Below are 12,524 nucleotides of genomic sequence, written 5' to 3'. Positions count from 1 at the left end.
GAACACTGTACAACAAAGGGTTTTTATTTGTATAAGATCAGAAAACTGACGGGAAGCAGCATGGAAAAAAACAAAAACCGTGAGGAAATGGCCGCGCTTTTGCGCTCGCTCTCTTCCGCAGACAGAGCCTGGCTGCGCCAAAGGCTCATGCGCCGCGATTCGGCTGCACTGCTGCAAGATACAGGACGCATAAGCCCGCGTGAACTTCTTGCCGTGGAAACATGGCTGTGGGAGCGTGCCAGCGCGGCACGCGGCCCACGCGAAAAACGGCCCCGCCTGCGCATGTGGCTTATCTTTATGCTGCTGCGTTACGCGGCCCTGCGGCTTGTGGAAATTTTTGAAATCATGCCCTCGCATCTCGATTTTCAGGAGGGGGTCATCCGGGTTCCCGGCAACAACGACACGCCTGGACGTGAAGTGCCGCTGCCGCTGACCATCAGCCGCCGCCTCCGGCGAGTGCTGGAAGACCCGGCGCTGTTTCCCGAAACGCGCGAGCTTCTGCGCTGCGACGCAAGCTATGTGCGCCGCTGCCTGCAACAGTGCGGGGCGGCCTGCGGCCTGCCCAAGGGCCTGCTGAGCGCGCGCGCACTACGGCACACACGCGCTCTTGAACTGGGGCGGCAGGGCCTGCCCCTGCCCGTTGTGGATATTTTTCTGGGTCGGCGTTCTGCACCCGGCCAGAGCGGCATTGTCCGCTGCGACCCGCAGGAGGCCAAACGCCTGCTGCGCGAACAACTGCAAAGGGAGCGACCCATGAAAACCAGTGCGCGCAACGTCTTTCAGGGGCGCATAACCACATTGCGCCAAAGCGGGCTGCTGGTCGAGGTGGTGCTGCGCACCGCAGGCGGCCTGCGCGTTTCGTCGCTCATTACCGACGAAAGCTGCAAAACCCTGGCGCTCAATGAGGGCAAACTGGTCAATGCCAGCATCAAAGCCCCCTGGGTGCTGGTGCAGGGCGGCGAGCTGTCGCCCAAAAGTTCGCCCCCGGCAGAAAACTGCTTTACCGGCGTGGTTGAACGCGTGCGCGAGGACGACATGGTGGCCGAAATTCTGGTGGCTCTGGGCGAGGGCAGCCAGGTGTGCGCCCTGCGCAACCGTGGCCCGGAAAATCCCATCAACCTTGTGGCTGGTCAGACGGTTACCGTATTTTTCAAGGCTTTTTCCGTTATTTTGACTGTGGACTAGCCCGCAGCAAGCTTTGCACAGCGAGCGCCGGTTGTCATCATGGCAACCGGCGCTTTTTTTGAGGGGTACACTGGCAAGGAAGGGAGGAGCTTTGTGAGGGGAGTGTACTCCAATGGTACTCGACCCGATCAAAGATCGTCCCTGATGCCGCCGGTGCAACACCTGCCCCCCCCAGCGCATGCGCCGTGTCCGGCGAGGATTTTTGGGCGCTGGCAAGGAAGGGAGGTGCTTTGTGAGGGGAGTGTACTCCAATGGTACTCGACCCGATCAAAGATCATCCCTGACGCCGCCGGGGCAACATCTGCCCCCCCCCAGCGCATGCGCCGTGTCCGGCGAGGATTTTTGGGCGCTGGCAAGGAAGGGAGGAGCTTTGTGAGGGGAGTGTACTCACAATGGTACTCGACCCGATCATAGATCATCCCTGACGCCGCCAGCGCCCAAAAAGACCGCCGGACACCCCAGGGGGGAGTCGGCGTGCTTACCTTGCCACAACTCCCTGGCCCCCAGGGCCTTGCGCAAATCGCCCAGCAGGCCGCGTTTGTCGGAGGCCCAGGTGGGGGCAAGCAGTTCGCGGGGGGCGGGATCACTTTGAAGGCGGTGGATGACGATGCTTGAGGGAATGCGGGGCAGGGCGGCGCAGAGGGTGTCCACGTATTCGTCGCGCCAGAGGGGGTGGTAGAGGCCAGCTGCATAGTGGGTGGCGAGGGCTGTGCCCTTGGGAACGTAGAGGTTGTGGAGCTTGAGGCCCTTGATGGGCAGAGAAAGCGCCCAGTCGAGACTTTGCAGGAAGTGGCGCTCGTCTTCACCAGGCAGGCCGGCCATGAGGTGGGCGCACACGGCTATGCCGCGCTCTGCGGCCAGGCGCACGGCTTTTTCGGAATCGGCGGCGGTGTGCCCACGGTTAATGCGGTTGAGGGTTGCGTTGTGGGCCGTTTGCAGGCCAAGTTCCAGCCACAGGTCGCAGTTGAGGGCCGCGAGGGTGTCGAGCTTGTGGCCATCCAGGCAATCGGGACGGGTTCCCACGGCCACGCCAAAGCATTCTGGCAGGCCGCACACGGTCTGGAGCAGTTGTTGCAGGCGTATCTGCGGCCCATAGGTGTTAGAGAATGATTGCAGATACGCAATAAAGCGCGTATTGGGGTCGTCCCGCAGGTATGCTGCGCGCTGGGCATTCCATTGCTGCAACAGGGAATCCCCCTGTTTTGCACGGCCAGAGCCGGAACCGTTGGCATTGCAAAATGTGCAGCCAGAACGCGAAAGCGTGCCGTCGCGGTTGGGGCAGGAAGCCCCGGCATCAAGTGGAATTTTTTGCACCCGGCAACCGCACTTATGATTGTAATGGGCGGCCAGAGTATGCCAACGCTGCATGTTTACATGCCTTGGGGGCTTATATCCGCGTATGCGGACGGGACAAATATTTTAACCCTGCGTCCACCGTCTTGACTTCATGCCGGTTTTAGCAGAACAGTTTTCAGCCTGACGTTACCAATTCCAACAGCGCCCCCACTCCAGGCCTATTCGCCTCGCCGGGTGCGGGTGTTGTTTCAACATGACGGTAAGGTAGCACACCAGCACAGCGAGGCAAGTTAGACTAATGTCCAAAATTCTGGATTTCGCACTAGGACTGTTTTCCAATGACCTGGCCATCGACCTGGGCACGGCCAATACCTGCGTCTATGTTAAGGGCCAGGGTATTGTGTTGCGCGAGCCCTCTGTGGTTGCGGTCAAAAAAGACCCGCGCGGCAACAACGTGGTTCTGGCCGTTGGGCATGATGCCAAGCGCATGCTGGGCAGAACCCCCGGCAATATCTGGGCCATCCGCCCCATGAAGGACGGCGTTATCGCCGACTTTGAAGTTACCGAGGCCATGCTGCGCCACTTTATCGCCAAGGTTCACAATTCGCGGCGTCTTGTGCGCCCGCGCATCATGATCTGCGTGCCCACGGGTATCACCCAGGTGGAAAAACGCGCAGTGAAAGAATCGGCACAGTCTGCCGGTGCGCGAGAAGTGTACCTCATCGAAGAACCCATGGCCGCTGCCATCGGTGCCGACCTGCCCATTCAGGAGCCTACCTCCAACATGGTGGTGGACATCGGCGGCGGCACTACCGAAGTGGCTGTTATCTCCCTTTCGGGTATTGTGTACTCGCGCTCGGTGCGCGTGGGCGGCGACAAGATGGACGAAGCCATCATGACCCACGTCAAGCGCAAGTATAACATGCTCATCGGTGAATCTTCGGCGGAAGAAATCAAGATCAAGATCGCCTCTGCCTATCCGCTTGATCCGGAACAGCAGATTGAGGTCAAGGGCCGCGATCTTGTGACGGGTATTCCGCAGAATATCATCATCACCTCTGAAGAAGTGCGCAAGGCCATTTCTGAACAGGTGGACAGCATTGTTCAGGCTGTGCGCATAGCCCTGGAACAGACCCCGCCGGAACTGGCGGCGGATATTGTGGACAGGGGCATTGTGCTTACGGGCGGCGGCGCGCTGCTCAAGGGCCTTGACCAGCTGCTGCGTGAAGAAACCTCGCTGCCCATCACCGTTGTGGACGATCCCTTGTCCACGGTTGTTATGGGAACCGGCAAGGCACTGGACAATCTGCACATTCTCAAAGAAGTGTGCATCGACTAGAGCCGACTGTTCTCGCGCCCCTGTGCGGCTGACGCAATGCCGGAACACCTGTTTCCGGCTCTGCGTCTCCGGCGCAGGGGCGCGGTTTATTATGCACCATTTTTTCAGGGCATTGCACACCACCAATGCCCGGCAGGGCTGTAAACAGCCTTCCGCCACACGGCCCCGGCGCATCAGTAGCGCTGCTTGCGGCCATGTGAGCGATATCTGCACCCTTGAAGCGTGCGACCTTTCAGGGGTAATCTGCTCTAGGAGCTTCGGCCAGTGACATTGCGGCGTCTTCTCCTCCTCGCGGGCGTTTTGCTCATCCTGTTTCTGGGCATGTATTCCTGGAACCAGCGCACGCGCTTTCTGGATGACATGGCCGCAAAACTGGGGCTCGAAATAACTGGTGCCGTTCTCACGCCCATACGCTCTGCCCAGGATACGGCAGAAAACATGTGGGACCGCTATTTTGACCTTGTGGGCGTGCGCGAAGAAAACGAAGCCCTCAAGCAGAAGGTGGCCGAACTCGAAGCCCGCCTGCTGGCCAATGGCGAAGACCTGGCCGAACTCAAACGCCTGCGCGCCCTGGTGCAGCTGCCGGTAGACCAGTCGTGGCGACCGCTTGGCGCGCGCGTGCTTTCGGGCCGCATGGGCCCCAACGCCGTACTCGACAGCATCACCATCAGCCGAGGCTACAGCACGGGCGGCCGCCCCGGCACACCGCTGGTAACGCATCTGGGCCTTGTGGGCCGCGTGCTCAAGGCCAGCGCCCACAGTTCCATCGTGCTGCTGCTCACCGATCCCAGTAGCCGCATTGCCGTTTTTTCGCAAGAAAGCCGCGCCCCCGGCATCCTCATGGGCATGGGCACGGGCCAAAAGCTTGAGGTCAACTTTGTGCAGCGCGATGCCAAGGTAAAGCCCGGCGAGATTATCATCACCTCTGGGCTGGACGGCAAATATCCCAAGGGTATTCCCGTGGCGCGGGTGCTGCGCGTGGCCCCCTCGGACTACACCCAGTTCATGGCCATCAAGGCCGAACCCCTGGTGGATTTGCAGCATCTTGAAGAAGTGCTGCTGCTCGAACCCACCGGCGCGCCGCGCCCTCTTGATCTGGGCGACGCCCCCAAAGAATTTATCGGGCCTCCCGCGCCCAAAAGCGCCGCACCATGAGTAAGCTGCGCAGCCTTGTATGGTGGCTCTGTTTTATGGCCGGGGCCATTGTTTTGCAGGCGGCCGTACCGGGGCTTGATGTGCTTACGGTGGGGCTGATTATCATGTTGCAGGAGCGTGATTACAAAAACATGCTCTGGCTGCTGCCCCTGTTTATACTGCTGCAAGAGGGCATGGGTACGCGTCCCTTTGGCGCTGTCATTGTGTGGTACGCTACCGTGGTGTTGCTGTTCAAGATGGGCCGCTGGCTGTTTGAGGTGGAAAACTTCATCTTTGTTTTTCTGCTCTCAGCCTGCCTTGGGGCAGCCTATTACGGCGTGGCATGGCTCATGTCGCCCTTGCAGAACCTGCCCTTCGACGTGCAGGGAACCCTGGACAGAAGCCTGATACAGGCCATTTTTGTGCCTTTCGCCTGGCGGCTGTTGGTGGCCACCCGCCACTGGAACCCCAATGATCAGGAAAACTGACAATACCTCTCTGCTCGCGCACAAGGACAAGGGCGCGCACAAGGGCATACGCTCCTGGCTCAAGATTCAGGTCGAGAGCGAGGGCTATCAACCGCCGCGCGCTGGCGCCATCCTGCTTCAGGTCATGGTGGGCCTGCTGTTTTTTGTGCTTGTGGTGCGATTCTGGTATTTGCAGGTACACCGGGGCGAAGAATTTGCCCGTCAGGCGCAGGACAACCGCCTGCGCATTGAACGCATCTTTGCCCCGCGCGGGCGCATCCTCGACGACAAAAGCAAGGTGCTGGCAGACAACCGCACGGCCTACGGCCTTTCCATAGTGCGTGAAGACTGCCACGACATCCCCGCCACCCTTGCGCAGATCAGCGAATGGTCGGGCATTCCTCTCCAGCAGGTCTGGGACAAGTTCCGTCAGGACCGCTTCAAGGTCAAACCCTTTGAACCGCTGCTGCTTATCACCGATATCGACTTTGATCTGGTGGCGCGCATCGAATCTGAAATCCACGAATGGCCGGGCCTGGAAATTGTGGTGCGCACCAAGCGCAGCTATCCTGAGCGCGAGCTTTTTGCCCACGTTCTGGGCTATGTGGCTGAAGCCAACGAGCAGGAAATGAGCTCGGACAGCGCCCTTGCCATGGGCGACCTTGTGGGCAAGCAGGGGCTGGAGCTGGAGCTGGAAAAACAGCTGCGTGGCCGCAAGGGCCTGTACGATGTGGAAGTGGACGCCCACGCCCGCGTGCTGGGCAAAACCCTGCGCGAAGAACCGCGCGGCGGCCACGAGATACATCTTTCGCTGGACGACGGCCTGCAAAAGGCCGCGTGGGACGCCCTGGGCGGCGAAGCGGGCTGCATTGTGGTCATGGAGCCCGACAGCGGCAAACTGCGCGCCCTGGTAACCTCGCCAGCCTACGACAACAACCTTTTTGCCGCTGGCATCTCGCAGCGCGACTGGGACGCCCTGCGCACCAACAACCGTTTTCCCCTTCAGAACCGCGTTATCCAGAGCGTGTATCCCCCCGGATCGGTCTGGAAGCTGGTTATGGCTACCATGCTGCTTGAAAAGGGCGTCAACCCGCGCGAAAGCGTTTCGTGCGCCGGGCAGGTCAAGCTGGGCAACCAGATTTTCCGCTGCTGGAAAAAGGGCGGCCACGGTTCGGAAGACTTGGTGCATTCGCTCATTGATTCGTGCGACGTCTACTTCTACCTGATGGGCGACCGCATGGGCATTGACAAGATCGAGGAATTCGCCAAGGCTTGTGGATTCGGGCGGCCCACGGGCATTGACCTGCCCCATGAAAAATCGGGCCTTGTGCCCTCGCGCGACTGGAAGCGCAGGCGCTTTGGCCGCCCCTGGACACGCGGCGAAACCTACAACATATCCATTGGTCAGGGCTACACCCTGGTTACCCCGGTGCAGGTGGCTGTTTTTGTTTCTGCCCTGCTCAACGGTGGCGACCTGCTCAAGCCCCAGCTGGTGGACGATGCCACCCGCGAGGTTCGGGGCCGTGTTCCTGCCAAGCCGGAAACACTCAAATTTGTGGTTGAAGCCATGCGCCGCACGGCCAACGGCGGCACAGCCAAGGTTGTGGGCCGCAAAGACGCAGACATGGGCGGCAAAACAGGCACGGCCCAGGTGGTCAAACTCAAGATGGCCGCTGGCGACCGCCGCCTGAAAACCTCGGAAATGGAATACGCCCAGCGTGACCATGCGTGGATTGCCACCTGGGGTGTCAAGGACGGCAAATCATACGTGGTTATTGTCATGGTGGAACACGGCGGCGGCGGTTCGAGCGTGGCTGGCCCGGTGGCGCGCAAGGTATACGATTACCTTTTCGGCCCAGACCCCAACGCGCCCATGCTTGCCCTGCCAGCACCCACCCCCGTGGGCGACCACCCCGAATAGCCCTTCTGGCGCGCCGCTGGCAGCTGCGGCACATATTACACCAATCTGCAAACAGGCAGCACCGGCAAGCGAACAGGCAGCATGGACAAACATTTATACAGCTATATCAACTGGGGCCTGCTGGCCTGCATGCTGCTGCTCTATCTTGTGGGCGTGGGCAACCTGTATTCTGCCAGCGGTACCAGAATTGAATCCGGCACGGCATTCAATCCGTTCTACCAGCGGCAGCTCATCTGGGGGCTGTGCGGTGTGGCGTGCATGCTGCTGGCCATGCTTTTTGACTACCGGCAGCTGCGCAACCTGGCCTGGCCTTTTTTTCTCATAACCGTTTTTCTGCTCCTGCTGGTTCCCATAGCAGGTAAAACGGTTTACGGCGCAAAACGCTGGATATCGCTGGGCTTCATGAGCCTGCAACCCTCTGAAATGGCAAAGCTTTCAGTTCTCATACTGGTGGCACGCCTGCTTGCGCGCGACAGCCGACCCCTGGGCTGGAAAAACTTTTTCAGCGTGGTCTGCGTGGGGCTCATACCCTGCGGGCTCATCGTCATTCAGCCCGACCTTGGCACTACCCTGCTTATTCTGCTGATCATGGGCGGCATGATCCTGTTCCACGGGCTCAAGGGCTATGTGCTCAAAACATGTTTGCTGGCCGCGCCAGCTGCCGTGGCCTTCATGTGGTTTGTGGGCATGCACGATTACCAGCGGCAACGTATCCTCACATTTCTCGACCCCGGCAACGACCCACGCGGCACGGGCTATCACATCATTCAGTCGCGCATTGCCATTGGTTCTGGCGAGCTGTGGGGCAAGGGCTTTCGCGAAGGCACGCAAAGCCAGCTGCGCTTTTTGCCCGAACGCCACTCTGACTTTGCCGTTGCCGTTTTTGGCGAAGAATGGGGCTTTGTGGGCTGCGTGGCCTTGGTCACCCTGTTCTGCCTGTTCCTGCTCTCCATCTTTTCCTCTGCTGTGCAGGCCAAGGACAGGTTTGGCAGCACCCTGGTGGTGGGCGTATTTTTTTACTTTTTCTGGCAGATATTCATCAACATGGGCATGGTGATCGGCCTCATGCCGGTGGTGGGCATTCCCCTGCCCTTTATCAGCTACGGCGGCAGCGCCACGGTGGTTAATTTCACCCTGCTGGGCATTGTTCTCAACGTGTCCATGCGCCGTTTCATGTTCAAGAGCTAACCGCAAGCCAAGGGAGATACACGTGGCAAAAGACGAAATAGCCTACCTCGGCTCTGATACCGTATACGAAGGCAAGCTGCACTTTAAGGGCACTGTGCGCATCGAAGGCCGCTACACCGGCGAAATCGTGAGCGACGGAACCCTCAACGTGGGCAAGGATGCCCAGGTGCAGGGAACCCTTGACGTGGGCGAGCTGCTGCTTTCGGGCCGCTTTAACGGAGAGGTGACCGCCAAGCGCCGCGTTGTGGTCTACAGCACCGGCGTTCTTGAAGGACAGGTTACCACGCCCAACCTGCTGACTGAAGAAGGCGGCGTTATTGAAGGGCAGATCAGCATGAAAACCCCCGCCAAGCCCAAGGCCTGAACCCATACTACGGGTGTGTATCCCCGGCAGCCTGCCCGCCGCCAGCTTGTGCAGAGCACATTTGCCTGATGCAGGAAAATAGCGCATAATTGCAACTGGAAAACGTGTTACTAACCAGTTTAACAATTCTTGCGCGGCAGAGCTAACGCACTGCCGAAACGCTTTCCTCAGGAGGCACCTATGGCACACGATTATTTCCGTGCGCTCAGGGATGTGGCGCTGGTCATCAATTCCAGCCTTGAGCCCCGCGAAGTTTTGCACAAAATCACCGAGCAGACCGCAGCCACCATGGGCTGCAAGGCAAGCACCATCCGCCTGCTCGACAGCACGGGCCGCTTTTTGCTGCCCAGTGCCGCATACGGCCTTTCCACCACCTATATGCGCAAAGGGCCCGTTGAAGTGAAGCGCAGCGGCCTTGACGGCGAAGTGCTTTCCGGCAAGACCATCCACCTCAAGGATGCCACAGCCGACGGACGCTTTCAGTACCCGGAATCGGCCAAGTCCGAAGGCCTGGTTTCCGTGCTGTCTGCCCCGCTTATGGCCGACGGCAAGGCCATTGGCCTTATCCGCGTTTATTCCGCCGAAGAACGCGAATTCAGCGCCGACGAAGTGACCTTTATGGAAGCCGTGGCCGCCATTTCTGCACTGGCCATTGAAAACTCGCGCCTGCACGAAGCCCTGCGCAACAACTACGAGCTGATGGCCAAACACGCCTACTCGGTCTACGAAGACTAGGCGCGGCACTGGCGATGCGCCGCTCTTTGCGTGTGCAGAAAATGCAGCGGCTTGCCCCGTGCGTTGGCGCAGTGTCTGGGCTCAGGCCCAACACCACTGTTCGCCCTGCACCGCACAGGCCGCAGTACATGCCGCCGCACAGGCCGCCGTTCAGGCCGCAACAGCGCACCGAATTCGCCTTTTCCCTCTACGTTATGAGGAACGTGCATATGAAAAAAATCAAAGTAGGCATCAACGGCTTTGGCCGCATTGGCCGGCAGGTTTTCCGTGCCCTGCACCAGAGCTACCGCGACCGCGTGGAAGTGGTTGCCATCAACGATCTTTTTGACGCGGAATCCAATTTTCATCTGCTGGAATACGATTCCGTGTATGGCCGCGCCAACCTTGACGCCAAGGTAAACGGCCAGGACGCCACCGTGGGCGACTGGAATATCCACTGCTTTGCCGAGCGCGACCCCAAGCAGCTGACCTGGGGCGCCCATGATGTTGACATCGTTGTGGAAAGCACCGGCATTTTCCGCTCTGCCACCCAGGCGGCGGTACACATCGAAAACGGCGCCAAAAAGGTCATCATCACCGCCCCTGCCAAGGACGAAGACATCACCATTGTCATGGGCGTGAACCACGAGCAGTACGACGCGTCCAAACACCACGTTGTGTCCAACGCCTCCTGCACCACCAACTGTCTGGCCCCGGTGGCCCTTGTGCTGCAACGCAAGTTTGGCATCGAGATGGGCAACATGACCACCATCCACGCCTACACCAACGACCAGCGCATTCTGGATATGGCCCACAAGGACCCCCGCCGCGCCCGCGCCGCTGCCTGCAACATCATCCCCACCTCCACCGGCGCAGCTCAGGCCGTGGCCAAGGTTATTCCCGAACTCAAGGGCAAGTTCACCGGCTATTCGCTGCGTGTTCCCACGCCCACGGTTTCGGTGGTGGACTTTTCGGGCATTCTGGAAAAATCCACCGATACCGAAGGCCTGCTGGGCGAACTCAAGCAGGCCTCGGAAACCTACCTCAAGGGCATTCTGGCCTACAACGAAAAGCCGCTGGTCTCCATGGACTTCAAGGGCGACCCGCATTCCTCCATTCTTGAAGCCCCCTACACCACCGTGCAGGAAGGCCGCCTGGTCAAGATTGTGGCCTGGTACGACAACGAATGGGGCTATTCCAACCGCGTGTGCGACCTGGCCTGCCTGATGGGAGCCAAGGGCTTCTAGCCGCTGCCAGCACAAGCCGCCGGTTACATTTGACCGCAAAGGCCCCCGGATTCCTCGCACTGCGTGGGCCGGGGGCCTTTGCCACACAATTTTCGAAATTTTGACAATTGTATTTAAAAACTTTTTACCCCTAAACAACAGTCCGCAGAGATCCAATTCAAGTGAATAATTTCCATTTATAATGTCGCAATTTTATACTGACCCTACAAAATATCAATTATTCCTCTATGGACAATTGCAAAATTTGAGGGCATAATTCATAATTATTTTTTGTGTAGATTCTAAAATATGCGCTAGGTGATTCATAATGCCTGAGACATCTGAAATTACACGCGAATTCTTGTTTGATTATCCTGAATGTGTCGTTGTACATATTTGCAACAACTGTTGCCCTGACGACTACTATTGCTATAGGATAACAAAAAATAACCCATCTCAACATTCTGATTTTATACCACAAAGATTTTCTCAGCCGAGCAGACGTTTCCCATCAGCCACAGCTTGTTATGGAATATCTGTGTTCACTTGTATTCAATCTGCAATAGATACCGCCTTAAAATTTCCTGTCTTAGGGAATCTTATTCATAGCGGGCAAATTATTCAAAAAATCCACGGATATCTCACTGATCTCCCTAAAGATAAAGCACATAAAGATTGGTATCCCCTAAGAACAGTACAACCAGAACTGGTAGTGTGTAAGCATGAGTACACTTGCCCATAAGCGATTTCTGTCTGAAATGACGCCGCTAACTTTTTATGACGGGTTAAAAGAGGCGTTTAGTATTTCACGCAAAGAGTTATATCTGTGGGACAGTTATCAAGATGAATGTGAACATTGGAAAATTGTAGATGTCGCCGGACAAGAGGATATATTTAATAGATATCTTCGGGGAGAAATTGACCTTCTTGATATTTACTCTGTCTGCAATATCCAAACGGCCAGGGTTTACTACAATGATGACAGACTAGAACTAATTGCTGTGGATAATTTATTCACTCCGACTCCCCCAAAGGTTGGGGGTAAATTAACATTCCCTTATTACTCAGAACACACAAAGAACAATACTTATAGCCTTCCACTCAGCGAGGAAATCCCTGTGTATTCAACAAGTGGATTTATAAAACTTATTTCACGTTATAACTATTTATACAAACAAAGTTTTTAAGATTTTTTTGCGAACGCTTCGCCACTGCCCTTACAGAAGAACGTTGCAGGAGTAACTTATGAGTTCGTTTGAAAAAACAAAATATATTGTCTCAGAATGTTCTTTTTCTAAGGTCAGTTTCAGTAAGGCTGAAGAGAAATTCCCCCTAAAAGTTTCAATGTCCGTCACTCCTGGATGGAATGAAGCACAGAGCCACGTCTTTGCTGCAAAAGTTACCACGAATATAAAAAGCGATCATCTGCCTTTTGACTTTACGATATCAATAGAAATTCAATTCACATCAAAAGATAGCACCTTCGAACAATTTTCCGAATGGGCAAATTCTTCAGATGGACAATCACAAATTGAAATCATAGTTTCGGAGGTAATTGATTCAATGTTAAAATCCTTTGGATACCCCCCCTTAAGACTATCTGAACAATGATAGTATATTTTTTCTTACCGAACACGCCCATACTTACACCACTAATAAGCATGCAACTCAAAAAAACAAATAATTAGAA

12 protein-coding genes are annotated in these 12,524 nt (G+C 56.8%); 11 read left to right on the top strand and 1 reads right to left on the bottom strand.

What is annotated here, in order from left to right:
- The first annotated feature begins 60 nt into the window (after nt 1-60).
- A complete protein-coding gene (locus ACE3NW_RS05055) occupies nt 61-1,185 on the top strand; it encodes a TOBE domain-containing protein (protein ID WP_374281020.1) in 1,125 nt (374 codons plus the stop codon).
- Between the two features lie 408 nt (nt 1,186-1,593).
- On the opposite strand, the gene ACE3NW_RS05050 is transcribed toward ACE3NW_RS05055, so the two are convergent.
- Nucleotides 1,594-2,553 carry a TIGR01212 family radical SAM protein gene (locus ACE3NW_RS05050; protein WP_374281018.1) on the bottom strand — a complete coding sequence of 320 codons (960 nt, stop codon included), beginning with the start codon at nt 2,551-2,553 and terminating at the stop codon, nt 1,594-1,596.
- Between the two features lie 226 nt (nt 2,554-2,779).
- Here ACE3NW_RS05050 and ACE3NW_RS05045 point away from each other — a divergent pair, with 226 nt between their 5' ends.
- From ACE3NW_RS05045 to ACE3NW_RS05000, 10 genes are all read left to right on the top strand, one after another.
- Nucleotides 2,780-3,820, top strand: coding sequence for a rod shape-determining protein (locus ACE3NW_RS05045; protein ID WP_136400742.1), 1,041 nt, complete (start codon nt 2,780-2,782; stop codon nt 3,818-3,820).
- A 300-nt stretch (nt 3,821-4,120) separates the two neighbouring features.
- The gene (mreC, locus tag ACE3NW_RS05040) at nt 4,121-4,975 is read left to right on the top strand and encodes a rod shape-determining protein MreC (protein WP_374281016.1); all 855 of its coding nucleotides are present in this window, start codon (nt 4,121-4,123) and stop codon (nt 4,973-4,975) included.
- Complete coding sequence (locus tag ACE3NW_RS05035; RefSeq protein ID WP_374281014.1) at nt 4,972-5,442, top strand: hypothetical protein; 471 nt, start codon at nt 4,972-4,974, stop codon at nt 5,440-5,442. The genes mreC and ACE3NW_RS05035 overlap by 4 nt, the downstream gene beginning before the upstream one ends.
- Complete coding sequence (mrdA, locus tag ACE3NW_RS05030) at nt 5,426-7,342, top strand: penicillin-binding protein 2 (protein ID WP_374281012.1); 1,917 nt, start codon at nt 5,426-5,428, stop codon at nt 7,340-7,342. Before ACE3NW_RS05035 ends, mrdA begins: the two co-directional genes overlap by 17 nt.
- A gap of 81 nt (nt 7,343-7,423) precedes the next feature.
- Nucleotides 7,424-8,530, top strand: a complete 1,107-nt coding sequence (gene rodA, locus ACE3NW_RS05025; protein ID WP_374281010.1) for a rod shape-determining protein RodA — start codon at nt 7,424-7,426, stop codon at nt 8,528-8,530.
- A 22-nt stretch (nt 8,531-8,552) separates the two neighbouring features.
- Nucleotides 8,553-8,894: a polymer-forming cytoskeletal protein gene (locus ACE3NW_RS05020; protein WP_374281008.1), complete on the top strand. Its 342-nt coding sequence runs from the start codon at nt 8,553-8,555 to the stop codon at nt 8,892-8,894.
- A 180-nt stretch (nt 8,895-9,074) separates the two neighbouring features.
- Nucleotides 9,075-9,629 (top strand): GAF domain-containing protein, encoded by a 555-nt coding sequence (locus tag ACE3NW_RS05015; RefSeq protein WP_374281006.1) that lies wholly within the window; start codon nt 9,075-9,077, stop codon nt 9,627-9,629.
- Between the two features lie 209 nt (nt 9,630-9,838).
- The gene (gene gap / locus ACE3NW_RS05010; RefSeq protein WP_374281004.1) at nt 9,839-10,855 is read left to right on the top strand and encodes a type I glyceraldehyde-3-phosphate dehydrogenase; all 1,017 of its coding nucleotides are present in this window, start codon (nt 9,839-9,841) and stop codon (nt 10,853-10,855) included.
- 701 nt (nt 10,856-11,556) lie between these two features.
- A complete protein-coding gene (locus ACE3NW_RS05005; RefSeq protein WP_374281002.1) occupies nt 11,557-12,021 on the top strand; it encodes a hypothetical protein in 465 nt (154 codons plus the stop codon).
- Nucleotides 12,022-12,079: 58 nt separating this feature from the next.
- The gene (locus ACE3NW_RS05000; protein ID WP_374281000.1) at nt 12,080-12,445 is read left to right on the top strand and encodes a hypothetical protein; all 366 of its coding nucleotides are present in this window, start codon (nt 12,080-12,082) and stop codon (nt 12,443-12,445) included.
- Nucleotides 12,446-12,524 lie beyond the last annotated feature (79 nt).

It is taken from the genome of Desulfovibrio sp., from assembly GCF_041907885.1.
Lineage (GTDB): Bacteria > Desulfobacterota > Desulfovibrionia > Desulfovibrionales > Desulfovibrionaceae > Desulfovibrio.
Note: the sequence above shows the minus strand (reverse complement) of the source record. Positions and strands in the feature narration are given on the sequence as shown.